The following is a 25,356-nucleotide window of genomic DNA, read 5'->3' on the forward strand; positions in this document are numbered from 1 at the left end:
AACTTCATGCGCGAACTGTTCCGCATCCGTAACCTGCGTATCTGCATCCTGGGCAATACGGTGACCATGATCGGCGACAATGCCTTCTGGCTCGCCGCTTCCATCTGGGTCAAGGAACTGACCGGGTCGACTGCGCAGGCCGGCGTCGTCATCCTCTGCCTGACTCTGGGGACCATGCTCTCACCCGTCACCGGAGTACTGGTCGACCGGTTCCGACGCAGACGGCTGCTGATGTTCACCGAGGTGGCCACCGCACTGTTGATCTTGCCGCTCGTCACCGTGGACGGCCCGGGCCAGGTCTGGCTGATCTACCTGATGATGTTCCTCTACGGGATCAGCTCTGCGCTCACTTCCGGTGCCTTCGTCGCCTTGCGAGAGCAGCTCATGCCCGCGGAACTCGTGAGTACGGCCATCGGGCTCAGCCAGGCGCTGAATCAGGCCGCTCGGCTGATCACCCCCGGGATCGGGCTGGGTGTCCTGGCGGCCTGGGGCGGGCACACCCTGGCCGTTGTCGACGCGGCCACCTTCGGTGTGTCGGTGCTGTGCTGGTCGCTGGTGCGGATTGACGACCCGAAGCCGGTCCGGGGGGCGGACCGGGAGAGCTGGAGCCAGCAGGTCGTGGTCGGATTCCGATACTTGCTGACCACGCCGCTGCTGCGTCACCTGTCCCTCGCCTTGGCACTCGCCTTCTTCGCGATGGGCTTCTACGAGACGCTCGGCATCGCTGTGGTGACCGTCGGGCTGGGGCGTCCCGCGACCTGGGTAGGCACTTTGGTCACCGTCATGAGCCTGACCGGGCTGATCGGAGGCTTGCTCGCGCCGGCGCTCATCAAACGTGCCGGACCTGGGCGGACGGCGGCGGTCGGCTTGGGATTGTGCGCGGTCGCCGCCGGCTTCGTCGCAGTCCCGAACAGTGCGGTGGTGATCGCCGCTGCTGCGACCGTCGGGCTGTGCCTGGCACCGGTCGTGGTCAGTTCGATGACGGCGTTTCAGCTGTACACCCCGAATGAGCTGCTGGGCCGGGTGACCGGAGCAGCGAGCTTCATCATGACCGGGATGCAAGGCGTCGGCATCTTCGTCGGCGTCATGCTGATTGACGTGCTGCCCTACCGAGATCTGGTTTATCTGAGCGTCGGCATTCTCATCGTCGGCTCGTTGTACCTGGCAACCCGACCCGAGCAGCGTCGGCGTGTACTCCCGAACCAGGCAGGTGTGCTGGAAGGCGACGAGCCGAAAAGTAAGGAGCCGACCGGAACTGCGAAACGATGAGTGCATCAAGCTCATATCAAGCACGCCCCGAACGGTCGCTTTTTGTGGGTGGATATCGATGGATGAAACAGCTCATATTTCTGCGGTGATCTGCGCCGCCTTCCCCGACGCCACGATCAATGTGACGTGATCGTGATCTCACCCCGCAACTCATTGCTGGAGCACACCTGAATGTCTGTGAATGCGTCTGACACCGCGATATGGCTGCGGCGGTTCGGCACGGTCGCCGGGCCCAAGCAGCGTCTGGTCTGTTTCCCCCACGCCGGAGGTTCCGCCAGCGCCTTCAGCAGCTGGCGCCGTCGGTTGCCTGTCGATGTCGAACTGCTGACGATCCGCTATCCGGGCAGGGAGGACCGGATCACGGAACCGTTCGTCGAGGACATGGACGAGATGGCCGACGAAATCGCCGCGGAGCTGGCCCCGTTGCTCGACAGCGGCTTGGTGTTGTTCGGGCACAGCATGGGTGCAGCCCTTGCCTTCGAAGTTGCTTTGCTGCTGGAGGAGAACCATGGCCGGGGCCCATCCATGGTCGTTGTTTCCGGCCGTAGTGGCCCCGGCACTGGGGGGCGCGACCTGCCTGATGACAACGACGAATCGGTCATCGACTTTGCCAAGTCTTTGGGAAGCGTCAACTCGGCGGCGTACGACGACGAGGACCTTCGCCCGCTGCTGCTTCCGGCGCTCCGCGCGGACCTGCGCATGATCAAGAACCACTCTCCTCGGCCCGGCCGGACCATCAAGAGCCCGCTCTCGATCTATGTGGGAGACAGCGACCCGGACGTTACTGTCTCCGAGGCGTATGCGTGGTCGGACGCGTCGATCGGTGAATCAAGCATCAAGGTGTTTCCCGGGGGGCACTTCTACTTGGTCGACTCCGAAGCAGAGGTACTGGACGACTTGTCCGCGCGGCTGCGCAGCGCAAGACTCACCAAGAGTTCCTAACAGAAGCTGTTGATCATGTGACTTTCGGTGCGGATGGTCGTTGGTCTGGTCTTGGGAACACGTCAGTCGCGGCCGTGGGTCGTGTCGGATGAACTGTGGTCGCTGATCGAGCCGTTGCTGCCCGAGCCGGGGCCGAAGCTGGTGGAGGGCCAGCCTCGGGTGCCGGACCGGCAGGCGTTGTGCGGGATCCTGTTCGTGCTGCATACCGGCATCCAGTGGGAGTACCTGCCCCAGGAGCTGGGTTTCGGCTAGGGCATGACCTGCTGGCGGCGCCTGGCCGCGCGGAACGAGGCCGGGGTGTGGGACCAACTGCACCTGGTGCTGTTGAAGAAGCTGCGGACCGAACTGGCCCGGCTCGACAAGGAGATCGCCGGCCGTCTCACCGACGACCCCGGCTACCGCGCGATCCAGAAGATCGGCGGCATCGGCCCGGTGCTGGCCGCGGTGTTCGTCGCCGAGATCGGCGACGTCACTCGGTTCCCCACCCCGAAGCAGCTCAGTTCGTGGGTCGGACTCACGCCCCGGCACCGCGAGTCGGACGTGAAGGTGGTCCGAAGACATCTGACCAAGCAGGGCTCCAAGCTGGTGCGCTGGGCAGCCGTCGAGGCCGTCCAACGCGCTCCCGAAGGCACCCCGATGCGTGTCCACCGCGACCGCATCGAGGCCCGCCGCGGTGCTGAGGCGCGCAGCATCGCCAAGGCCGCCGCGGCCCGCAAGCTGCTCACCCTGGTCTACTACGGGCTGCGCGACGGCGAAGTCCGCTGCCTGGCCCGCCAGGACCCGGTGTGAGCAGCATCCGGGTCCACGACCGACGCGAGATCGGCGGAGTGTATGGCCCCCGCACCGCGGCGCGGCCGGATTCATGATTGATCCCGTCGGCCGTGTGCCGAACCACACCATGCCGCACCGGAATTCGCACGCCCCGGGCGCGGCGGAGGGATGACCGGCGACCGGAGCGTTGCCACTCAGCATCACACCTGGTGAAGAGCCCTGGGCACCAAGTCCTTTCCGGCCACGGCGGTCGGCTACCGTCGGCTGCTCGCCTGGGCCCGCAAGTTAGGCATGGTGCGGCGGGCCGGAGTGGAGGGGACCGGTACCTTCGGCGCGGGTCTGTCGCGCTACCTGCTGGCGCAGCATGTCGTGGTGTTCGAGGTGAACCGGCCCGACCGCTCGGCCCGCCGTCTGCTCGGGAAGTCTGACCCGCTTGATGCACAGGCTGCTGCGCGGGCCGTGCTCAGTGGTCGCGCCCAGGCGCGGGCGAAAACTGGCGACGGTCCGGTGCAGAGTGCTCGGATGTTCAAGCTCGCCAAGGATTCCGCGGTCAAGGCACGCACCCAGGCGATCAACCAGCTCAAGGCCGTCCTGGTCGTAGCCGACCCGGCCCTGCGGGAACGGCTGTCTGGCCTGGGCAACCGCGAACTGTTCCGCACCTGCGCACGCCTCAGCCCGCGCGAGGGCGGAGCGGGCGGGGGCGACGAGGACACCGTAGTTGAGGCCACTCTCATGACGCTGAGCATGCTGGCTCAGCGCATCGAGCAGCTCACCGGGCAGATCGATGAGCTGAATCAGCGACTGACCGGGCTCGTTGAACGCCATGCCCCGCAGCTGCTCGCGCCGGTGGGTATCGGCCCGGACTCCGCTGTCACGCTCCTGATCACCATGGGCGACAATCCCGAGCGGCTGGGCAGCGAGGCGTCTTTCGCCGCTCTGTGCGGAGTCAGCCCCATCGAGTACTCCTCGGGCGGCCGGACCTCGCGTCGGCTCAACCATGGTGGCGACCGCCAGGCGAATGCCGCTCTGCACCGCATCGTGTTCACCCGGCTGCGCCACGACCCGCGCACCCAGGCGTACTACGAACGCCGCACCCAGGAGGGCAAGACTCGGCGTGAGATCATCCGATGCCTCAAGCGATATGCCGCCCGCGAGGTCTTCAACCTGGTCAGGACGGTGTCTACCGACCCCCCGTTATAGGGGCGTCCGTGACACGTGAGGACCCCCGTCGGCTTGCTCCGGCGGGGGTCCTGCGTAGACGGGGACCTGATACGACGACGCCCCGTCGGCTTGCTGCGGCGGGGCGTCGTAGTGCAGTTGGTCACGACGGATTGGGGCTTGCACCGGAGGGTCCGTTGTACTCCGGCTCGCCGCTCTCGAGTACGCGGAGGAGCGAGGCGGTGACGACGCGGGCGGTGCGGCCTATTGGTAGCACGCGGCATGGGAATTCTCCGCGGCGAACGAGGTCGTAGCTCTGCGATCTCGACAAGCCGAACGCCTGGGCGGCGTCCTCGACGCTCGCCGTCCCACTCCAGGTGGCGCGGATGTGCTCGGGGCTGAACTGGCCGTGAGGCGTTTCGCCGCTCTGACTGGGCATTCCTGTCAACAGTGCCTTTCGGGTTAGTTGCTTCCGCGGCAGTGGGGAAGCGGGGAGACGCGGTGGACTGCCAATGGTCCGCGGAATCACCGGTTTCGGTAACCGGCCATTGACGGATACCCTGCTCCGCTCAGGAGGTGAGTCGCATAGGGCCCAATCGGCGCCAAAACGCGTGACGGCGGCTGGGATGCTGTGCCACTCGTGGTCCGGCGCGGTGGGGCCGGTCGCGGAGTGAAGGTCGGCGACGACCGTGACGTGGAGAAGCGCGGTGACCGGGGAGCCCTCCGCCAGGCTACGCGGCGTATCCGTATCGAGACCACGTCGCGCAATGCCGACCAGGGTCTTCTGTGCTCCGGATATCCGGTTGTGAAAGCCATTGTCCCGGCAGGGTTCGGAAGCCTGGATGTAGGCGCTTTTCGACGCGACACCGAGTTTCTTCGTCCCCCCTTTGCGGGAGACAAATATCGCCCCGAAAATCTGGAGAACTACCCGCGGGGTAAGTGACCGTCTCTTGCCCGGTGTTCCTTACTTGAATTTGGATGCCGAGCGGTAGATCATCCGTCGCAGCCCATGTGTGACCTGGTCCTGTGCGCGGGATACGACAGGTCAGGCGCTTAGAAGGCGCCTGCTGTATCCACCCGGCCATGGGCCCTGACCTGCGTAAACCCGGTCTTCTAGCGCCATCCCCCGCAACGCGGGGGACACATGGGGGAACCGTAGATCCCTGGTGACCGGGGGACACAAGCGCCCGGATAGGCCGTACGTAGCTTCTCAGGCCATCTCCACAGGACCGAAGCCCCTCGTGGAAACAATCCAGCCCCGCCCGGCGTTGGTGATCTCCGAGCCGAGGAGGGGAAGGTGTCGGGCCTGAAGCTGTTCCACACGACAAACAGCGGCGTGACCGAGGTCGCGCCGCGTCTTGCTGAGGTCGAGGCGGATGTGCAGGACCTCATTGAGGCGCACATGGAGACCATGCTCGGGGTGCGGTTCCTGGCGAGCGAGTACAGCACCGGCCCCGTCCACGGCGGGCGCATCGATTCGCTGGGCATTGACGAGAACAACGCGCCCGCGATCGTGGAATACAAGCGCGGTACCGACGTAGGCGTGATCCATCAGGGCCTCTTCTATATGGCGTGGCTGATGGACCACAAGGACGCGTTCCGGCACCTGGTCCGCGACCGGCTCGGGGCTGCGGTCGCGGCCCAGGTGCTGTGGAGCGCACCGAGGCTAATCTGCGTGGCCGGCGACTTCACTCGCTATGACGTTCATGCCGTGCGCGAGCACCGCCGCTCGATCGACCTGGTCCGTTACCGGTTCTTCGGCAACGAGCACATCGGCCTTGAGACGGTTGCCTCCGTCACCGGTCAGACCCTGACCTCCAAGGCAGCTCGCCGTGGCCGCAGGGCGGCGGTGCCGCGCAACCGTCGGGCGGACGGGGCGATGGTGGAGATGGCTGCGGCGGTTGACGAGGTACTGCTCGGACTCGGTGACGACATCACCAAGGTCGAGAACACGACCTACCGGGCGTACCAGCGGCTGCGGAACTTCGCCTGCGTCTGCCCGCCGCAGAAGACCAAGCTGCTCGTCTACCTCAAGGCCGACCCCAAGGAGGTCGACCTCGTCCCCGGGTTCACGCGGGACGTGACGGGGCTCGGCCACCACGGAACCGGTGACCTGGAGGTGCAGCTGCGCACGGACCGGGACCTGGAGCGCGCCCAGGACCTGTTCCGCCTCAGTTACGCCGCGGCGTAGCGGGTTCTCGTCCTGGCGGCCGGCCGGGCGAGCTATGTGGTTGTGGGGCTTCGTCGTGGCGCTGCCTTTCGACGTGGTGGTTAGGGGGTGGCGGTGGATTACTTAAGGGTGCGGTGGATCCCCGGTTTTGCAAACCGGGGATCCCGTGCTACGCCACGCTGCGCTCGGTGCTCAGCCGATGCGCGTCGGGAGCAGATGCAGCGAGGGCACGGAGCATCTCACCCACCCCGTCGTGGTCGTCGCGATATCCGGGTTCGGGGCCCTCTGCAAGCTGGCCCGTTGCGTCGTCCCCTACCCGCGCGTCCAAGCACTGTGTTAGCTCCTCCCGGCATCACTGCCGGCGCGTCTTGCGGCTACTCGTCGTCGGCTTCGTCTGCCTGTTCCTCGAGCGGCGCCGATCGCCGGTATTGGGGGTGGTCGAGGTCCAACTGCTTCGCCGCATGGAGCGGTACGGGGTAGCGGGAGCGGTCGGACCAGGCGATGGTCTGGTGACACAAGCGTGCGGTTGCCCGTGCGAGCATCGTCCGGTCGACTCCGTTGGCGATGCCGACTGGGTAGATCTCGGTCGCCGTGACGGCCCACCACGGGGACTTGAGCTCGTTCGTCTCCCGTTCCCCCTCCTCGCCGCCCTTGCCCGGATCGGCGTCCCAGCGGGTGATGGTCTTGCCCAGGTCTCCGCCCTTGGCCTGGTAGTTGCGCGGGATGTTGAAGAGGACCCAGAAGGGGTTTCCGAAATCCACCTGGGCGCGGTGCAGTTTGGCCGAGGCGAACAGGATGGACTCCTTCTCGGTGTCCGGATCGCTCTCGCGAGGGACGGGAACGTACTGGGGCACCTCGTCCGGGGCGACGTTCATCCGAATGATGGCGCTCGGCTTCTTGCGCGGTGCGTTCTTGCCTTTGCCGTATCCGGGCAGCCAGGTGCGCGGATCGGTGATGTCTTCTTCCTGGTAGCTCTGGTTCTCGTTGTGTAGGCCCGTCCACATCCGACGGCAGGCGTGCCCGTCGACCATGACGACATAGCCCATGCCGGGTTCCAGCTCGTCGCTGACGAGGCTGGCGAGTGCGTCTTCGACGTGGGATGCGGCCTCCGCCCAGCGTTCCTTGTCCGTCCCGCCCCTGCCGTCGACATGGAGTGCGTAGTCACTGGCGTGGAAGGCAGCGATCGCCTGCCGGTAGGGCACCCAGCCCCCGACGAGGGGTGTCCACGCTCGCATCGTCCAGGCGCTGCCCTCCTCCTCCGGCGGGAACAGGGCGGTGGCAACGATGATGCGCTTGGTGTGCTTGCCGTCGGCGGTCTTGGCCTGCCGGCGGGCGTGGATACCGCAGTAGACGAGATTCCCCGCCTCGTCCCCCTGCTTGTCCTTCGCGATGGCCCGGGCGAGGCGCTGGTCGATAATGCCGAGCGAGCGGTGCAGGTCGAGAAGCGCCATGTAGGCGGCGTGATCTTTCCCCGGCTTCGGAGGACTGATTTCTGTTGCGGGGTTTCCAAACGACCCCGGCTTCATCCCCTTCGTGAACTGGCAGACGAAGTCCTTCTTTGCCAGGAAGCGGCGGACTTGGAACTTTCCGTCATAGCGCTCCTTGCGGAGAAGGAAGGCGTTTCGCTTCTCTCCGTCCTTCTTCTTCAGGGCCGGGATCTCGGTCTCGCACCAGACGCCAACCATCACTTGCGACTCGCTGCCGGCGAAGTCCTCTTCGAGGGCTTTGAACTCCACAGTCCGGTTGATGTCGTCGCCGTGTGACAGGAAGCGCTCAGCCTGACGGAACACCACGCTGATGCCGGGAGCGAGGAAGACCTCCTCGCCCGGCGAGGGATCGCCGATGGGCGTGCCGTCCGGGAAGGCCAGGGACAGCGCGTTGATCATTCGCAGGCGGGTGTTCCAGCGGTACCACAGGCATACGATCTGCAGGTACTCGAAGCCCTGGGCCTTCACGGAAGCGGTGATCTCTTCGGGCGGGGGAAAGCCGATGCTGTGGAGGAGCTCGCCGGCCTCGATACGGCTTGCACGTTCCTGCGGGGCCATCTTCTGTTTGTCCGTGGGGCGCGGCTCGAAGGTCATCGGTTCCACCGTGAAGTCCACCCAGGTGGCCTTCACGCCCAGCACCTTGGAGACGTGCTCGGCCAGGAGCCGCAGGTGAAGGGTGCCAGGTCCCGTGCCGACAGCGAAGTTGTCGTTCCTCGGCATGAGCGGGCGGATGACGCCGGCGTCAGGGGTAATGAACGAGGGGAATTCCCCCTCCTCGGCGGCCTTCTCCAGCAGGGCCCGCTCTTCGGTGACGCGCGTCTGCAGCGCTTGCAGGACGCTGATGTCCATTTCGTCGCGTGCGAGCAGTTCCAGGGCGCGCTGGTTGACTGCTCGGACGCTGCCGTTGCGTACCAGTTCGGTGTGCAGGATGGGAAGGCCGTCGCTGCCCTGGTAGATGTGCGTGGACTTGGCGTAGACCATGTTGCTGTGGACGCGGGTGACATGGGCGTCCAGGAAGATGACGGGGTGGACGACGTTGGGCTCGGTCTTCATGACCACCGAGAGCCGGGACATCGCGTACTGGGCCTTGGTGGCCTCGTTGACCTCGGTTGCGTCGTCACGGAGGTTGTACTTGCGTCCGAAGGGGTGATCCCAGGCGATGAGGCCGCCCCTGCTGTCGGGGAGGTAGGTGACTTCCCTTTTGTTCGGGTTGGCCTTCCAGCCGATCGTGCGGTTCTTGTAGACCTGTTCGCCGTTGGCGTCGAGCTTGGGGGAGCCGTCCTTCTCTTTGTCGGCGACCTTCTTGGTGATCGGGACGAGGTCGTAGATGGTGAACTTCTCTTGGGCGAGTTTCTTGGAGATCACCCAGGGCACGGCCACGTACATCCAGTCGGGACACTTCGGCTGCCTGCCCGGCACCGGCTTAAGGAGCCGTGCCATGTCGAATTCCTGCTCGGGCGTCTTCGCGATGGCTTCGGCCACCGGCGGTACGTCGAGGAGGACGGCCTGGTCGGTGTTCAGCCCCTTGCTGTAGCCGACGACGCACCGGAAGACGTGGCGCAGGGTCTCGTCGTCAATCTTCTCCAGTGAGACCAGGAAGTTGAGGTACCGGTCGAGGTGGACGTATCCGCCGGTCTTGAACTTCAGGTAGGTCAGGGCGGTTGAGTACGGCAGGTTCTTCTTCTCGTCCGGATGCTGCTGGCTTTTCTGCTCGTCGTCTCCGTCGCCTTTCAGCTTCTCCCATTCATCCCGCACGTTGCGCGGGAAGATCCGTACGTACACCTTCTGGCCCTGGACGAGTTCGGGGGTGCAGCGCAGGGTGAGGGTGCTCGGGAGAGTCGCGGTGGTGTCGCTCAATGCTGTGATCTCTTTCGGGAAGAAGCGCTGGGCTATGCGGAGAGGGCGAGGTCGACGCCCGCGTAGGTCAGGAAGGCGTTGACCGCTTCGCCGTACAGTTCGGCCATCTGCCGGCGTTCTTCCGGCAGCCACCGGGAGGCCATGCGTTCGATGATGCTGGCCAGGTCGGAGCTCCATGTCTCGTCGTGGAAGGCGTAGTCCACGAAGTGCAGTTCCATGTTGGTACCGCCGCGTCGCGCTCGGCCGGCGAGCTGGATGAGGGACACCAGCATTCCGGCGACCATTTGTTCCTGGAGGACGAGGTCCATGGTCGACAGCTGCGGGGAGGAGCGCAGAATGGTGCCCAGGTGGTCTTGTGCTGCGGTGCGAGCCGTCTGCAGAGCCTGGACGGGATCCGACGCACCGGATGCGGGCAACGAGTTGATGCCTGCGGCGTTGACACTGCCGTACATCCAGGTGGGATCGTCGATGATCAGCGGGGGCCTCACGCACAGGTAGATGGAGTGGATGGCTGAGCGGAGATTGACGACGATATTGAGTCCTCTGGCGATGTTAGCCAGGGGGGCGATCAGAATGTCGCCGAATTGGGGGAATTCCTCGACCTCTTCGACGGTGATGCGGCGGACCAGTGATGGGTCGGGGAGGTGGCGGACGTTGCTGAGGCGGTCTTCTTCCCGGACGAGGACGCACACGCGGTGGGAGAGCCCTTTCGCTTTGGCGATGCCGGTGGCGATGTGGCCGCACTGTTCGTAGCTGTTGGCGGTGAGGATCACGCGGGCGCGGGTGCGGGTCGATTCCGATTTGGCCAGGCGCGTGAGTTTCCTCGACAGCTTTGTCTCGTACAGGCGTTCACCGATTTCGCGCAGGGCTTCGGGTTTGTCGGAGGGGAACTGGCCAGCGATCGGGATGCGTTCTCCGGCCTTTCGGTGGCCGTTGCCGTAGGTGACGGCTGAGGACTCGACCAGGATGGATTGTTCCTGGGCGTCGGTCATCCACCACATCACGGGCGCGTGGACGTGTTCCTTGACCGCCTGGGGGAAGTAGGCCGTGGCGGAGAGCCCGAAGATGGGACGCTCCACGCCGGCGGTGATCAGTGAGACGAGTCCGCCGAGTTCCGACACGTAGGTGTGCGGGTCGCCGGCCATCTGCTGCGTGGAGAGCTTGGCGTCCTTCTCCGGATTCTTCATGCCAGTGACCCGGTAGCCGTTGATCGACCTGCCGATTGTTCCGTGCGGAAGTACGTCGGCGATGCCGCCGGAGCGCATCGAGTCGATGATGCGGTTGGCGCTGAGCAGCCCGGAGTGACGCAGGGACTGGGCGGTGTCGCGCAGAACGGCGAGCGACACGTCCAGTTCGCTCATCAGCGTGCGGATGAGGAGGTGGTCGATGGCCCGGTTGCGTGCGCGGCCGTCGCTGAGCATCGGGGCGAGGGCCTCGTGGAGCCTGAGTTTGAGCGCGTCACGCTGGTTGATGCCGCGCGGCGACACGACGGCCCCGAGGACGCTGCTGACCCGTTCCCACTCGGGGTCCAAGAGCATGGGTGCAGGAGCCGTCTCGTCTTCTTCGCCGAGGTCGGGTGCCGGTACCAGGGCGTTGAGCCGGCCGATGGCCTCGGCGGGAAGCGGCTGTCCGTCGCTGACCAGGTATTCGGGGAACAGGAGGCTGATGAGCTCGCGGTCCTTGGAGCGGGGCAGGCGCCACCCCTCGTAGTCATATTCGTGCCTCAGCCTCGGCACTCGGGCGTCGTCGTGGTGGTTGAGACGGAATGCCTTGGTGCACAGGCCGGTCAGCAAGGACTCGGCCATGAGCCGGACGTGGCTGACCGGCTCGATGAGCTGGTCCTCGAAGCGCAGAGGAAGGTGCTTGGCCGCGGTGTCCAGGACCTGCGGTTCTGCGGTCCACGGGCGCCGGGAGTGCAGGTCGACCGTGGTGGCGCAGCGGTCGACGGCGACGGCCTGGAAGGCGTCGATCTCGTCGATGATGACGAAATCGCTGGCGCGGAGCACGAACTCGCGGACGGTGACGGACCGGACCGGGCGGCCGTCGATCTGGATGCCCACCCGCATGGTGCCCTGGATGAAGTTGTGGTGGTTGGTGACGATCACCGTGGCGTCAGCGGCCTGGTAGGCGGGGGCGAATTTGCCGCAGGTCGGGATCCAGGGGCAGGCCAGCATCTCTCCGCCGCCGCGCAGGCTCAGGCAGTTCTCCTTGCCGGGGCGGTAGATGCCGGCGGAGTCGAGCCAGTGCTGCTGTGCGCACCCGTAGGCGAGGTGGTCGACGTCACGGCGGCCTCGCTTGCCCCATTCCCCGGGGGCGTCGGGATCCTCCTTGACGAGGGCCGCGTGCTTGAGGGCGCGCTCGTGCCGCGAAGACGGCGACATCAGCGGAGCACACGTCGCCAGGTGCTCGGTCTTGCCCGCCTCGTGCAGGATCTCGAGGTCATGGCTGATGTCCCAGACGGAGGCGAGTGTGGCCTTGACGTCGGGGACGAGGAGGGTGACGCGGTAGTCGTTGAGCGCGGCCCACGAGCCCAGGAGCCGAACCAGCACGGACTTACCGGTTCCGGTCGGCGCGTGGAAAATCTGGGTCCGGCCGGCCAGGAGATCCAGTACGTCGACGGTGTCGGTGTCGCGGGCCTTCACCCGGTCGAGCAGGCCCGTCAGCACCTTGTACAGCCAGGGGCCCGCCTCTGTGTCCTCGTACTGGGTGTCCAGGAGCTGTGCGATGTCCTTGAGATCTTGGACGTAGACCGGGACCGTGCCGACGTTGGGCCGGGTGGTGAGGGCGGGAAGCGTGTCGTGGCCGAGAGGCTGGGTGAAAGCGGGAAAGCGGGGGATGGTCACGCGCCCGTGGACGATCTCGTTGCCGTCGGTGCGTTCACTCGTCTCGTACGTCTGGCCCGGCGCTGCGAACTCGTGGGGCTTGCGCCGGCTGCTCGGCCGCCGGTAGGGCGCGAGAAGGCTCTTGGCGTAGCCGAGGTAGTCCCCTCCCAACCGGGGGTAGGCCGCAGTGGCGGTGAGAGGATCACCGGCCAGGGTGAACAACTGGAGGGTAGTCTCCTCGTCCTCCTCGTCGGCGCTGTTCATGGCGCCCAGGAGGATCCGCGCGGCAGAGGCAAACCGCTTCTCGTCGGCGAGGTCGGGGTTGCTGAGCTTCATCACCTCAGCGACGAGCAGGCGTTCCTCACCTCCCAACCCAGTCCATCTCTCCCACGCCTGCGGTTTGCAGCTGGCGAAGAACGCCGCGTGGCGGAAAGAGGCCAGCGGCTTGCCGTCGTCATCCTGCTGCGGGAAGTAGTGGGCGGCCAGGGCCAGCGCGGCGCGGACAAAGGCGTCCCTGACAGTCATCTGGCTCATGCCCACACCACCCCGGCGCTTTGGCAGACCATCTTGGCGAAGTCGGTCATGGTCGCGGCCTTCATTCCGTACTTGTGGCAGGTCACGGTCAGCAGGGGGATCTGGTCGGCCCGGTGGTCGGGCACGACGAGCCATTCGGCGCCGCCCTTGTCGCCCTCGTTGCGGTGCAGGCTCTCGGCCAGGACACGGCCGTGGGTGTAGTCCTTCACATCCACGGTGAAGACGTGCGTGCTCCCGTCAGGGCCCTTGACCTCGATGCGATGGTCATAGGCATCACTCATCGGCCAGAGCCTGACGGCCTCGTCCACATCGGCCAGTGCGGCGGCCAGCCGCTCCCGCAGAACGGTGTGCAGACGCAGCTCGTGCAGGCCAGGCACACAGGTGTAGCGCCACACACCGCGCCTGAGGGCCAGATGCCCCTCAACCGGCTTCGCCTCCGGCACGGCACCGGTGGTGCCTAGCGCGAGCGCTGCCTCGTGCGGAGCCGGGGTGTCGGGGCTGTCCGGATGCAGCTGCGGCGCGTCTCCGGACGTGGGCCGGAACATGAAGCTGGCGCCGGTATCGGCGTGACGGCCGTATAGGCAGGCGACGCGGTAGTACTCGCGGCCCGCACTCATCCGCTTGCTGATCTTCATGGGCCACTTGCACACCGTGCAGGGAAACCACCAGGTGCGGTAGCGAGCGTGATAGGGGATCGGCTCGTAGAAGCCGATCGCGTTGAGGGGCAGGCCGCGCTTGTTCAGCTCCGCGGCCGTGCCGGCCGGGCATTCCACCAGCGTGGTGCGGTCCTTGACGTACTGGGCGTCTCCGCGGCCCTTGAGGATCTCGTACATCTGATCCTGGTCGATCTCGTCCTGAAGCTGCTCCTCGGTGAACCGCATCCGGCCGATCCGCCGAAGCCGCTTCAAAATCCGGTGCAGCTGGGAGGTCTCCCACTGCAGATCGAAGGCGTTTCCGGTGACGCAGCCCTCGGCGTCCACGACGGGAAAGTCGAGATCGCCGAAGCCGGACCGGTCCAGCCACGGCGGGAGCAGGCCGTCGATGGGGCCGCGCAGCCTTCGGCGGAACTCGCCGAACGACAGCGGCACTCCGGGGCCGTACGCGGCGAGCAAGTCCCCGTGGTACTGCATCAGTTTCTCGGCCCGGTGCCTCGGGCTCAGATCCGGGGCGGTGATCGTCTGACAGGCTTTGATGAAGGTGAAGTTGATCAGGCGGAACGCCTCGAAATGCGAGAACGTCAGTCCGTCATCATCGACATGGGTCGTCACGGGAGACGACCGTAGAGCACGGGTCTGACAATGCCCCCGGAACGGCCTTGGACCGCCTCAAACGATCATTGCGGCGGAGACGTCGCGGCCGGGTACATCTTCGTGTAGACGTGCAGGTAGGAGGCAATGTGCTGCTGCCCCAAGGCGGTGGCGTGCCACCGGTATTCGAGGACATGCGTATCGCCCGGTGCCATCCGGGGACGTAGTTCTATGAATCCTCTGCTGGGATGCGATTGGCGCTTCGGCCGGTAGCCGACAGCCAAGTAGAACAGGGACTTACCCGTCAGCTCGCTCTCGTGGAGACCTTCCGGGCCGGCCGCGGCAACACGGAGTAGAACGCCCCACAGCCATTCGGACAGCAGATGCGCGGGAGGCGCCGACTCCACGGGCACTCCCAGCCCAGCGCGGGCGCAGGCGCGGCCGCGGCGCGTGATCTCCACGAGAGTCCGGTCTACCTCGCCGACCCCCGGAACCTCCACGCGGTCCTTGGTCACTTTGATCAGTCCCAGCCGCTCCAGGGAGTGGAGCGTGGCCCCGGCCCCTTGATCGTGGACACCAGCGCTCCGCAGGCGCTGCTGAAGGCGCGTGCGGCCGACCACTTCTGCGGGTGCGTCGAGAGCAAACGGCAACTTCCGCCACTGCTTGGCCGGCGGAACACTGACCTGGTTCTGCCGGCGCATCCACATCTCAGTTTCGGTCATCTGGTCATCGCGCAGGATTTCACCCAGATAGACCCGCTGCCGATCATTCAGCCCCTCCCAACCCTCGACCGCTGACGCTGGCGGACCCTGCGGCTCCCGCTCGGGCAGCAGCGGGGGTTCATCTGCCGGCCGAGTACGCATCCAGGCATCCATCACAATCCGGACCGGTACCTCGTACACGGCGGCCAGCTGCTGCACGAGTCGGCCCATGTGCCCCGGCTTCCTCCAGTTCCAGCCGGACACCTGACGGCCCCGCTCCAGGCTGCGGACTTTGTGAGGGTCCACGAACAGATCACGGCCGACGGCAGTAGCGCGAAGGCGGGTGGCGACCTCCTCCGCGGTGAGACCAGCGGCATACCGGAGGTCAACCAGTGTCTCCGACCCGCTGGGCGTACCCGTGAGGTCGGCGGTGGCGCAGCCCAGAGCATCGGCGAGCCGCCGCACGTTCCTGGCTTCAGGCACACACCTGCCCTCCTCCCAGTACACGACGACGCGGTACGTGACCCCCACGCGATCGGCAAGCTCCTGTGGAGTGAGCCCAGCCTGCTCGCGCAGCGCCCGGATCTTGGTGTGCTCAACGGCCAACAGACGCCTCGGCATACCCGTAGGGAACCCCAGTGAAGACTTCATGGCAACTATCTCCGCGCCGGGCGCCCCTGAAGACCTCTGGCGTGGTCGTGGACTACATCGGCTTGGCCGAAGAGGTCCAACGCGCCGTCGTCGACCCCGCCCCTGAGGGGGCTGGCAAGGGCGGCGGGTTTGTAACTGACGTGTCGGAGCTCGTCGCCGAATTCCGCACCGCGTTCGCCCGCATCGAAGACCTTCTCGCGGATGTGGACGGCGTGGATCTCACGCTCCACGGATACGAGTCAGTGCGAGCCATCAACATCTTCCTGGAGGCCGCCCCCGGCGCCGCCGAGGTGTTCGCCAAGGACTACCGGCTCCTGGCCCGCCTGTGCCCGCTCATTAACACCGACAAGCGAGTCGCCAAGTAGCGGGATGGCTTGGGCTGTTCGGGTCGGTGTACACGACCCTGTTCAAGAAGTCCTCCGACGAGGCGAGGAAGGAACGGCTGGGCGAGCTGGGGCCGATGGTTCTGGAGATCATCAATGCTCACCCGCCTGCCCGCGTCCGCGGTGCTCTACGACCTCGCCCCGCCACGCACCGGCAAGCGCGGCCGCCCCGCGCTCAAGGGCGCCCGCCTGGGCACCGCGAAGGAACTGGCCGCTGCCCTCGCCTTCACATCCTTCGAGGTCCACCGCTACCAGCGCACCGAGACCGTGCGCCTGGCCGAGCTCACCTGCCTGTGGTGTGGCTCCTTCCATACCCGCGCCGTCCGCGTGATCCTCCTGCGCGACGAGGCCACCGACAGCGGCTACGACCTCGCGCTGGTCACCACCGACCTGACCACCCCGGCCCCGGCGCTGATCACCCGGTACGCGTGGCGCTGGTCCACCGAGGTCACCTTCGCCGAGGCCCGCGACCTGCTCGGGGCCGGCCAGGCCCACAGCCGGACCCGCCGAGCGGTCGAGCGCACCGTCCCGTTCGGCCTGTACTGCTACACGATCACCGTCGTTTGGTACGCGCTGCACGGCCACCAGCCGAACGATGCCGCCGACCGCCGCGAGCGCCCCCCTGGTACACCACCAAAACCGACCCGTCCGTCTCGGACATGGTCGCCAAGCTCCGCCGGGTCATCATCGCCGCCCGATTTCTGCCCACCCGCTCAGGCCGGCCCACCGATCAGGAAATCCGCGCCGTCCAACAGGCATGGGCCGTAGCCGGCCTCGGCACCGCCGCGGCCTGATCACTCCAAACGAAGGACCAGTGCCACCACTCGGTGGGGTAGTTCACCAACCCCGCAGTGGTGAGCACTGACCCCAGCAGCTTTCGGTTGGCATGAGCCTCCTCGTTGATGTTGAGGGCGTGGGTGTAGCAGGCGCCCTCGCTCTCCTCCGGGTCCGCGTTCATCCGAGTGCCCAGGTCCAGCTCGCGTCCACTAGCGTCGGCCAGGGTGAGGTCGACGGCTGCGCCGGCGCTGTGTGGAGCGATCTCGGGGGGTGACACGTATCGGCTCGCCGCAGAGTGGATCTGCTCCTGCGACCATTCGGTGTGGATGGCTCGCAGCTGGTCGGCGTACTCATCGAAGTACTCCCGCTGCAGTGAGGGCGGCCGGTATCCCTCGACGAACAGCAATCGCAAGCCCTGCGGAAGCATCGTTTGGGCCTTGAGTAGTCGCTCCAGCACGCCTTCCCGCAAGTATGCGAAGGCGTCTGTCAAATCCTGCTTGCGTGTATCGACGAGTAACGAGCCTCCGCGGCGGACGTCGACGAGACGTTCACCGTTTTCCGCAACAGGGATGGCGGTGACGCTTGGATCCGACATCAAGACGATCTCACCCATGATGCGATCCTCTCGCAGAGCTCAACCCGGCAAACCTTCCCAGCACTAGCGGCTGCTGGATCGCCGCGGTCTCCGGGCTCGAGTTTGCCTCCGGGCAGGCAGGCGGATCCGGTGTTGGTGCCGATCAGGACGAGGATGCGTCCGTCGGGCGTGAACAGTCATCCCCAGCTCTGCAGAACAGGCACTCTGGCGGGCACGGAACCCGTGTGCCGGGGCCACCGTTGCGGCATACGCGGGGTTCGCAGTACCTGAAGCCGGTCCAGCGGCGCGGGCGCGGCGGCCATCTCCCGGTTCCATGAGCGCGGTCAGGTCGGCAGGCTCGACGAAGTCGATCTCCAGGACGTCGTCGGGCAGGCAGACCGCGGCGGCCTGCTCGGCGCTCCACGTGCCGCCGTCGTACACGTAGATGATCTCGCCGGGGAAGCGCATGGCGGGATCGAAGCCGGGCGCGGTGGAGGGCACCCAGTCGACCATCAGACCGCGGGACAGCTGGGCTGGACGCTGAGTTGTTCACGCAGTTCCCGGGAGGTGGCCCGGAGGGGGCTTCGTGCGCGTCAACCGCGCCGCCGGGCAGGAGGCGCACGTTGCGGTAGTCGCGCGCTGCACGAGGATCCGGCCGTCGGTCTCCGTGATCAGGGCGGATACACCGGTCCACAGCGTGGCTTGGGAGGCGCCGTAGGCGGCGGCGGTCATCGCGGTGCTGGCCGAGTCGGGGGAGTCGTGGGGTGCGGATGCCGTCCGTTCTTCCATCGTGCGGGGCCGGGCGGGTTGCTCGCCTGCGGTCCGGTGAACAGGTCACTGGGGTGGGCGGGTGGTGCGGGCGTGAGGGCCCGCACCGGATCTGGGTCAGAGCTTCTCGGCGTCCCAGTCGAAGACGAGTCGGCTGTGGCGCTTGTCCAGGACGAGGCCCTCGGACAACTCCCGGATGTCGGTGCCGGCGGGGTGCACGGCCAGCTGCGGGTAGCCGTGGCCGCGTACGCGCAGGTCCCAGGAGCGGACGGCGGCGGCGAGCTGCTCGGCGAGGGGGGTGGCGTCCGGGCCGTAGGCGTGGATGATGAACTCGGTCCGTCGCTCCTCGGCGGTGTCCGCGTCGTTGACGAGGACGTGGGTGAGGTAGGCCAGGGAGCCGTCGCCGAGCACGGTGGCCGCGTGCGCGCCGCGGGGCACGGCGGCGACTCCGGTGTCCTCGTTGCGGTCGAGAGCGAGGCGGCAGAAGCCGGGCAGGGTGGTGGCGAGGTAGAGCTGCAGGGTCTCGAACGACTCGTTGCCCGCGACGGTCACCCCTGTGGGCAGTTCGTGCCGGGTCCCGCGCAGCGCGTCCTCGATCCCGGACACGTCGGCGGGTTCCCCGTCCTCGAACCGCAGTTGCAGCTCCCCGCCGCGGAGATCGGCGACCGGGGTGGTGCGGAAGCCCGTGCCGAGATCGCGTACAAACCCGCAGAACGTGAAGTTGCGGGCGTGCAGCAGGTTGCCGTGCTTCTGGAAGGTGATGGCGCGGGTGTAGCCGTGGATCTCTAGTGGCAACACCAGATACCGGCCCTCGGTGAGCTGCTCCCGCCAGGCGGGGGCAATGTCCCAGCAGTTGTGGGTGATGATGCAGCCGTCGAAGCCGCCGTCGGGCACGTGGCCGGGCGTGCCAAGTCCGCCGTCGCCGAGGAGGGCGGTGACCCGGCCGCTGCCGGCTTCCGCGGTGAACCGTCGGGTGCGCTTCACGACGTGCGGATCGATGTCGACGCTCACCACCCGGCCGGCCGGTCCGACGACGTGGGCGAGCAGTTCGGCGTTGTAGCCGCCGGAACCCACCTCGCACACCGTCATGCCGGGCTCCAGACGGAGGCTTTCGATCATGTCGGCCTGGAGCCAGGCGGCGGACACCGAACTGGTGGCTTGCCCGTCCTGGTCGCGGCGCGTGATGACGGCGAGGTTGTCGTCGTAGGCCGCGGCCAGGGGACTTTCGGGAGTGAAGCGGTGCCGCGGCACCGTCCCAAGGGCCTCCTGGACGGGTGTCGAGGGGGCCCAGCCTCCGCCGATGACCGCTTTCGTCATCTCCTGCCGCAGCCGCACCGCCTCGGCCGGTTCCCCGTCCACGCTCGGGTGGTCGATCGCGTGCGGGTAGGCGCGCGCGGCTTGCAGGCCAGGGATGATGCCGGGCCAGACCGCATCTAGTGCCTGCGCGGACGGGGCGAAGATCCGGTCGAGATGGGCCAGGGTGTGCAGGGAGTGCCACTCCCACCGCGAGAACTTGGCGGGCTCGCGGCATGTCGGGGTGCCAGAGAAGGCGGTGAGGCGGACCACGGCGGTCAGGCGGGGGACGCCGTGGTTGTCGTCCCAGAGCATCGTCAGCACGTGTGCGTCGGCCGGGTCGGCGATCAGGCCGGTCTCCTCAGCCAGTTCACGCACCGCTGTCTGTTCGAATGGTTCCGAGGACTCGGTCTGTCCGCCGGGCAGCTCCCACATGTTGCTGCTGGAACGGCCCAGCAGGACCCGGCCGCTGCCGTCGGTGACCACCGCGCAGGCGCCGGTCACCGCATGAGCGGTGGGCCGTTCCTTCTCCGCCACTTCGGCGTGGTCCTGACGCGGGCCGCGCAGGATCACCACGGCCAGCCCGTCCACATCGAACCGCTGAATCTGTTCCCACCCGGCGGTCAGAAGGCTGATCTCGTCCTCGTCCAGGGCGATGTCCCGCTTCTCCGCGGGGGTGTTCGCGGCGAGCGGGGTGATCACGACGATCGCGCCGCCCTCGCGCAGCCGGCGGCCGAGGTCCTCAAGGACGCGGGTGCGGTCGCCGAGGAACGCGTACATCAGCCGGAGCGTGATCAGGTCGTAGCCGTCCTCGTACAGCGGCTGAAGGTCGCCTTGTTCGATGTCCAGGCGCAGCCACCGCACCCCGGACTCGTGGTCGCTGCGGGCGCGAGCGAGGGCGCTCTCCGACCAGTCCACTGCGTCGACCGTGTAGCCCATCGACGCGAGGTGCACGGCCAGCTCCCCCAGCCCGCAGCCGATGTCCAGGGCGTGGCCGTCCTCGGCGGGGGCGGGCACGTGCTCGGCCAGCAGCGTCTGCTCGGTCTCCCCGAGCTGCTGGAAGCCCTGCCCTCCGGCGTAGTGCTCGTCCCATTCCTTGTGCTCTGTGTAGGCCAACGGGTGTCTCCTTCATGTGGGTAGGTGGCGGGAGGGGTCAGGAACGGGCGAGCTGATGGAGGCGGGCCAGGGTGCGGTGTCCGCGCTCGACGAGTTCGGGGTCGTGGTGGGTCATGCCGAACTGGATGCCGGAGAGCGCATCGAGGCCGGCTTCGCAGGCCCACAGCTCCTCCTCGTCCGCGGTGAGGGCGCGGCCGTAGCCGTTCAGGAAGGCGGCCTGCAGGTCGGGGCGGCCGTGCCACTGGTCACTGAGGCGGACCAGGTCCCGCACCGCGGGCGCGTACTCGGTGCGTTCGAAGTCGAACAGTCCGAGCGCGTCGTCGTCGGCGAGCAGCACGTTCCGCGGCTGCAGATCACCGAGGGTCGGGACCTCGACGATGGGAGCGAGCGCCGGGTGCCGGGCTGCGAGCGCGCGCAGCAGTTCCTCGTCCCCGTCGTTCAGGTGCGGACGTGCGACGGCCAGGTGTCGTTCCAACTTCCTGGCGGGTGAGGGCCGGTCGGTGGGGGGCGTGCGGGGCGGGGCGCTGTGGTGGAACGCGGCGGCCAGCTCGCCGAGCCCGCGGTGCACGCGCACCTCCCTCGCGCGGTCCAGGACGGCGCCATGCAGGCTGCGGCCCGGCAACGCGGTCACCACGATCACCCGCAGCGACGCCTCGCCGGCCACCAGTCGCGGCGCGTGCGCACCCAATGCGTGCGTCCACGAGCGGTAGGCGTTCACCTCCCGTCCGTGGAAGCGGTCGCTCTGGTGGATCTTCACATACCAGATTCCCCCAGATCGGCCGCTGGCCCGCCACACGCGGCTGTTCTCGCGGGCCCACGACGCATCCGCCCAGTCGGCGATCCGCCCCACCGCCTGCTCGGCGAAGTCGCGCACCGCCTCCTGCGGCGCCTGCGCGTGGTTGGGAAGGGGCGCGTCGGTGACGATGTGCAGCCGGTCGACGGCCGGATCGTAAGCGATCGGATCGCCAGGCTGCTGGAAGTGCATGGCCAGGTGCGCGCCGGCGCGGTAGGCGTCGAGGCCGGCCCGGCAGTAGGCCACCATCGACTCCGGCAGCGACTCCCACCCGAACCAGTCCAGCGCGTCGCACCGGTGCGGCTCGGTGATCTCCGGCTCGCCCTGCCAGTCCAGGACGATCAGGAACACCCCGGTGCGGGCGCCGCCTGCCGGGGCGCGGTGATGGACGGTGAGCGCCGCACGGACATCCGCCCGGCCGGCCACGACACCGGTCTCCTCCCGTAGTTCCCTCAGTCCGCCGTCGACGACGTCCTCGTGCGGTCCGTCCAGATGCCCCGACGGCAGATGCCACATCCCGGCCGCATACACGGGCCCGGCCCGCCGGGTCAGCAGCACCTGCTGGCCCTTGGGGCTGTCGCGCAGCAGGATCAGGTGCACGTCGACCGGGGTCGTGTACCGCCCTCCTGCGGCCTGCCCGCTCAAGCTGTTCCTCCTGGGCGGCGTGCCAGCAGCACCGTGAAGTCGACCTGCTCGGTCAACTGTCCGCTGTCATCGGCTAGTCCTTCGAGCAGGTTCAGTGCCTCCGTTTCGAACTCGGCGTGCCGCTCGGCGAACAGGTCGGGGCGGGCGAACGAGGTGGTGCGCAGATAGCCGATCACCTGCTGCGGCGTCCAGGCCCGGGGGAAGGTGAAGAGGTGCTGGCTGACGTCGCTGAAGGGGGAGGCGGCGAGGTCGTCCTCGTAACGGCGGCTCGGCTCGGGGTAGGTGCCGCGGCTGCCGGCACGGCGGCCAGGCCCGAGATAGGACTGGATCAAGCCCTTCAACGCGCCTGTCCAGTCGGCTTCGTGGGTCCACAGGCTGCCGTCGCCCAAGAGCGCGAGTGTCGCGCGCGGGGCTGCGACCCGGTCGGCCATCGCCAGGACGGCGGGACGGTTCATCCAATGGAAGGCCCGGCAACAGGTAATCAAGTCGGCGCGGTAGTTAGGCCGTTGAGTGTCGAAGCGGTCGGCCGGGACTTCGTGGCAGGACAGGGTGCGGTTCCCCATCAGAGGGTGCAGGATGACGACGGCTTCACGGAGCATGGCCCGGCTCGGGTCGACCAGATCCACGTGAGTGATACGGGGAAGCGCTGGGACGAGAGCCGCGGCAACTTGCCCGGTGCCCGCTCCGAGGTCGAGCAGCGTCACGTCGGGCACGCCCTTCAAGGCGTCGGCCAGTAGCCACGCGACCTGCCCGGGCACGCCCGGCCGGAAGCGGGCGTACTCGTCGGCCGCCGCGCCGAACAGCAGGTCCCCTTCACCAGGGCTTGGCGTGGAGGGGTGATCAGCTGGAGGGTTCAACGCCGGTCCCCTTTCACCGGGCGCTCGTCGCGGAGCGTCCAACGCAGCTCGTTACGGCCGGATCCGGCGATGGCCCACTGCTTTCCGTCCGCAGAGAACTCGATCCGGTACGCGTCGGGTTCGCCGGCCGCCCGCCACAGGGCCGCGATCTGTTCGATCTCGTGCCAGATGGCGCGCCGCCCGAATCCCGTGACCGAGCACGTGCCGTCACCATCCGGGCTCACGCGCACCCAGGAGCCGCACTCGGGAGCGCCGATCTGAAGGTGCCCGGCGCCGAAGGTGCGTACCAGTCCGGGCCGAAGGTGATCGAGCGCCAGCCAGAATCCCCGCGCCTCCTCGGGCGGTGGTGGGCGATACCCGCGTACGGTCACACCTTCGGCAGTGGCCATCTCCTCGCGGAACGCGGCGGACAGGAAGAGACGGTCCCAGCCCCACCCAGCGCGGTGCCCGAACTCGACCGCCCGCAGCTCTCCCTCGACGCGTCCCTGTGCTGTTTTGGTGGTCACAGCCAGTCCCGGCCAGGACGGCGAGCTGGTGCCGACGGTAGCCAGCAACAACCCCTGCGGCGCGAGCTGTTCCACCAGCGCCGGAGGCAAACGGGGCACGGCGAAGGAGACGAACATCCGGTCGTACGGCGCCCGGTCGGGCCGGCCCGCTTCGCCATCCCCCGCGACCACAGTGGGCCGGTAGCCCAGGTCGGCGAGGCGGGCGGCGGCGGCCGCGGTGACGTGTTCGTCGAGATCGATAGTGACGACCCCGGCGTCGCCGCTGACGAAGCAGGCCACCGCAGCGGTCACGGCGGCGCCCGTGCCGACATCCAGCACCCGCTGCCCAGGCTCCAGATCCAGCTCCTGCAGGAGCCCGGCGGTCATCCCCATCACGCTCGACATGGACGTCATCGCCCCGCCCGAACGCGTGCCGCGCGCCCGGCCCAGGAGGGGTTCACCGTCATGCTGGACGGCGACGCTGTCCCCGCTGTGGAGCACCCGCAGCAGTTCTTCCCGGTCCTCGGGCACCGACCAGTCCAGCAGCTCCCAGCGCGGCGGGGTTTCATCCGGGACGCTGCGCCGTACGTACGCCTGCGGCATCAGCGTCTGCCGGGGCAGCGCCAGAAGTGCCTCGGACACCGGGCCGGGGGACAGGTCCCCGGCCTCGTGAAGGCGGGCGATCATGGCCGCCCGGCCTGTCGCCGCGTCGGTGTAGTCCGCGGCTGCGGCGGCCAGGGATGCGGGTAGGGCGGGTTCGGGCACGGTGGTGATCTCCCTGAGAAGGCGAGAGGGAAGGGATAATGGTCAGGTCCAGCCGAGTTCGGTGTAGAGGCGTCCGCGCCGGATGCCGTCGATGGCGGCCCGGGTGTAGGCGACGGTTGGCTCCGGCAGGGCGTTGGCGGGCCACCAGCCCCAGCTCACGCACTCGTCCCGTTCCCGGACCTGCGGTTCGCCCTGCCATCGGTGAGCCCGGAAGACCAGCTGCAGTCGGGGCTGGGTGCCGGGAGCATCCAGGACGTGGACGGTGTGCACGAGGTCGACATCCTCAGCCTTGATCACCAGCCCGGCCTCCTCCATCGCCTCCCGGATCAGGCAGGCGACGGCGGACTCTCTCTCGCAGTGACCGGCCAGGAAGTGATGCTCCAGGGGCGCGTAGGCGGAGTCGGCATGCCGCAGCCCGAGCAGGATCTCTCCGTCCCGTTCCAGATACAGGTGGACGCCGATGACGTTCGGGACCGTCTTCGTGCCGGTGTTGCGCATGCGGAGCACGGGCAACTGCCCGGCGGCACCGTCGCCTGTGCGCGTGCCGTCCTGGTGGTGGCGGATGACGGCCGTGGTCTTGGGATCCATGGTCAGATACGGGATCTGCTCGGGATCGGTCCAGCGCAGCATGATGCCCTCGGTGAGGGGCAGCAGCGCGGGGTCGCCGTTCCACGTCCCGGCGTACACCTGGATCCGGCTGGTGGGCCGGGCGTCGGCGTCGGTGTTCTCGATGATGGCGAGCGGGACGAGGCCGGGGATGTGCAGCCCGGCCTCTTCCAGCAGTTCGCGGGCGATCGTGTCGTCGAGACTCTCGCCGGGTTCAGGATGGCCGCCGGGCAGGGACCACTGCCCGGCGCTGCAGATGTTCTTGTTGGCGTCCCGCAGGTGCAGCAGGTAGCGGCCGTCCTGGCTGACGAGCAGCGCCGCTGTGGTCGTGGCTACAGCTGGTGCGGTCACGGAATCCTCCATCTGTACGGCGGGCGAAGGGCGTGGCCGCCGCGCCCCGGGGCCGGGCCGCGGCAACGGGGTGATTGGGTCAGCGGTCGGTGGACAGGGCGAGGAGTTCGGCGAACAGACCGCCACCGTGGGAGAGTTCGTCGTACGTACCGTGTTCGGCGATCCGGCCGTGTTCCATCACGATGATCCGGTCGGCGATCTTCGTGTTCTCTGGGGGTTCCCCGACTGTGGTGTGACGTCTTACCAAGCCCTCTCGTTGGGGAGATGGTGACGGTTCTCAGGGGGTGTGGCTCTGCGGTGGATCGTTGCGATCGACTCGTGGAGTAGGGGTACC

At 67.6% G+C, this 25,356-nt stretch carries 17 protein-coding genes and 2 pseudogenes; 8 read left to right on the forward strand and 11 right to left on the reverse strand.

Features of this window, described 5'->3' with window-relative positions; translation table 11 throughout:
- Positions 1–6 precede the first annotated feature (6 nt).
- From AAFF41_RS37230 to AAFF41_RS37255, 6 genes and pseudogenes are all read left to right on the forward strand, one after another.
- Positions 7–1,269 carry an MFS transporter gene (locus AAFF41_RS37230; protein WP_343325333.1) on the forward strand — a complete coding sequence of 421 codons (1,263 nt, stop codon included), beginning with the start codon at positions 7–9 and terminating at the stop codon, positions 1,267–1,269.
- A 171-nt stretch (positions 1,270–1,440) separates the two neighbouring features.
- Positions 1,441–2,211, forward strand: coding sequence for a thioesterase II family protein (locus AAFF41_RS37235; RefSeq protein WP_343325334.1), 771 nt, complete (start codon positions 1,441–1,443; stop codon positions 2,209–2,211).
- A gap of 33 nt (positions 2,212–2,244) precedes the next feature.
- Positions 2,245–2,550, forward strand: a pseudogene (locus AAFF41_RS37240) (transposase); the annotation flags it as partial.
- Complete coding sequence (locus AAFF41_RS37245) at positions 2,530–3,000, forward strand: transposase (RefSeq protein WP_343326410.1); 471 nt, start codon at positions 2,530–2,532, stop codon at positions 2,998–3,000. The pseudogene AAFF41_RS37240 and the gene AAFF41_RS37245, both read left to right, overlap by 21 nt.
- Before the next feature lie 201 nt (positions 3,001–3,201).
- Positions 3,202–4,182, forward strand: a pseudogene (locus AAFF41_RS37250) (IS110 family RNA-guided transposase); the annotation flags it as partial.
- A gap of 1,255 nt (positions 4,183–5,437) precedes the next feature.
- Positions 5,438–6,331 carry a DUF5655 domain-containing protein gene (locus tag AAFF41_RS37255; protein WP_343325335.1) on the forward strand — a complete coding sequence of 298 codons (894 nt, stop codon included), beginning with the start codon at positions 5,438–5,440 and terminating at the stop codon, positions 6,329–6,331.
- A 353-nt stretch (positions 6,332–6,684) separates the two neighbouring features.
- Here the strand turns inward: AAFF41_RS37255 and AAFF41_RS37260 are convergent, their stop codons facing one another.
- From AAFF41_RS37260 to AAFF41_RS37275, 4 genes are all read right to left on the reverse strand, one after another.
- A complete protein-coding gene (locus tag AAFF41_RS37260) occupies positions 6,685–9,654 on the reverse strand; it encodes an RNaseH domain-containing protein (RefSeq protein ID WP_343325336.1) in 2,970 nt (989 codons plus the stop codon).
- Between the two features lie 32 nt (positions 9,655–9,686).
- On the reverse strand, positions 9,687–13,010 hold the full coding sequence (locus tag AAFF41_RS37265) for an ATP-dependent DNA helicase (RefSeq protein ID WP_343325337.1): 3,324 nt from the start codon (positions 13,008–13,010) through the stop codon (positions 9,687–9,689).
- Complete coding sequence (locus tag AAFF41_RS37270; RefSeq protein WP_343325338.1) at positions 13,007–14,278, reverse strand: restriction endonuclease-related protein; 1,272 nt, start codon at positions 14,276–14,278, stop codon at positions 13,007–13,009. The genes AAFF41_RS37265 and AAFF41_RS37270 overlap by 4 nt, the downstream gene beginning before the upstream one ends.
- A gap of 65 nt (positions 14,279–14,343) precedes the next feature.
- Positions 14,344–15,609, reverse strand: a complete 1,266-nt coding sequence (locus tag AAFF41_RS37275; RefSeq protein WP_343325339.1) for a helix-turn-helix transcriptional regulator — start codon at positions 15,607–15,609, stop codon at positions 14,344–14,346.
- A 41-nt stretch (positions 15,610–15,650) separates the two neighbouring features.
- Between AAFF41_RS37275 and AAFF41_RS37280 the strand changes: the two genes are divergently transcribed.
- Both AAFF41_RS37280 and AAFF41_RS37285 read left to right on the forward strand, forming a co-directional pair.
- Positions 15,651–15,974, forward strand: coding sequence for a hypothetical protein (locus AAFF41_RS37280; RefSeq protein WP_343325340.1), 324 nt, complete (start codon positions 15,651–15,653; stop codon positions 15,972–15,974).
- A 114-nt stretch (positions 15,975–16,088) separates the two neighbouring features.
- Positions 16,089–16,760, forward strand: coding sequence for a hypothetical protein (locus AAFF41_RS37285; RefSeq protein WP_343325341.1), 672 nt, complete (start codon positions 16,089–16,091; stop codon positions 16,758–16,760).
- Here the strand turns inward: AAFF41_RS37285 and AAFF41_RS37290 are convergent.
- From AAFF41_RS37290 to AAFF41_RS37320, 7 genes are all read right to left on the reverse strand, one after another.
- The gene (locus AAFF41_RS37290; protein ID WP_343325342.1) at positions 16,723–17,382 is read right to left on the reverse strand and encodes a M15 family metallopeptidase; all 660 of its coding nucleotides are present in this window, start codon (positions 17,380–17,382) and stop codon (positions 16,723–16,725) included. The genes AAFF41_RS37285 and AAFF41_RS37290 overlap by 38 nt on opposite strands.
- Before the next feature lie 846 nt (positions 17,383–18,228).
- On the reverse strand, positions 18,229–20,520 hold the full coding sequence (gene fxlM, locus AAFF41_RS37295) for a methyltransferase, FxLD system (protein WP_343325343.1): 2,292 nt from the start codon (positions 20,518–20,520) through the stop codon (positions 18,229–18,231).
- Between the two features lie 37 nt (positions 20,521–20,557).
- A complete protein-coding gene (locus AAFF41_RS37300; protein ID WP_343325344.1) occupies positions 20,558–21,958 on the reverse strand; it encodes a phosphotransferase in 1,401 nt (466 codons plus the stop codon).
- Positions 21,955–22,716: a class I SAM-dependent methyltransferase gene (locus tag AAFF41_RS37305; protein ID WP_343325345.1), complete on the reverse strand. Its 762-nt coding sequence runs from the start codon at positions 22,714–22,716 to the stop codon at positions 21,955–21,957. Before AAFF41_RS37305 ends, AAFF41_RS37300 begins: the two co-directional genes overlap by 4 nt.
- A gap of 95 nt (positions 22,717–22,811) precedes the next feature.
- Positions 22,812–24,065 carry a protein-L-isoaspartate O-methyltransferase family protein gene (locus AAFF41_RS37310; protein WP_343325346.1) on the reverse strand — a complete coding sequence of 418 codons (1,254 nt, stop codon included), beginning with the start codon at positions 24,063–24,065 and terminating at the stop codon, positions 22,812–22,814.
- Positions 24,066–24,107: 42 nt separating this feature from the next.
- Complete coding sequence (locus AAFF41_RS37315; protein ID WP_343325347.1) at positions 24,108–25,022, reverse strand: NUDIX hydrolase; 915 nt, start codon at positions 25,020–25,022, stop codon at positions 24,108–24,110.
- Positions 25,023–25,101: 79 nt separating this feature from the next.
- Positions 25,102–25,269 (reverse strand): hypothetical protein, encoded by a 168-nt coding sequence (locus tag AAFF41_RS37320; protein WP_343326501.1) that lies wholly within the window; start codon positions 25,267–25,269, stop codon positions 25,102–25,104.
- Positions 25,270–25,356 lie beyond the last annotated feature (87 nt).

The organism is Streptomyces mirabilis, assembly GCF_039503195.1.
Lineage (GTDB): Bacteria > Actinomycetota > Actinomycetes > Streptomycetales > Streptomycetaceae > Streptomyces > Streptomyces mirabilis_D.

What these genes read in the sequence shown, in the direction of transcription:
- AAFF41_RS37275 (WP_343325339.1), bottom strand. Translation starts at nt 15,609, where the DNA reads ATGAAGTCTTCACTGGGGTTCCCTACGGGTATGCCGAGGCGTCTGTTG.
- AAFF41_RS37285 (WP_343325341.1), top strand. Translation starts at nt 16,089, where the DNA reads ATGCTCACCCGCCTGCCCGCGTCCGCGGTGCTCTACGACCTCGCCCCG.
- AAFF41_RS37290 (WP_343325342.1), bottom strand. Translation starts at nt 17,382, where the DNA reads ATGGGTGAGATCGTCTTGATGTCGGATCCAAGCGTCACCGCCATCCCT.
- AAFF41_RS37235 (WP_343325334.1), top strand. Translation starts at nt 1,441, where the DNA reads ATGTCTGTGAATGCGTCTGACACCGCGATATGGCTGCGGCGGTTCGGC.
- AAFF41_RS37230 (WP_343325333.1), top strand. Translation starts at nt 7, where the DNA reads ATGCGCGAACTGTTCCGCATCCGTAACCTGCGTATCTGCATCCTGGGC.
- AAFF41_RS37265 (WP_343325337.1), bottom strand. Translation starts at nt 13,010, where the DNA reads ATGAGCCAGATGACTGTCAGGGACGCCTTTGTCCGCGCCGCGCTGGCC.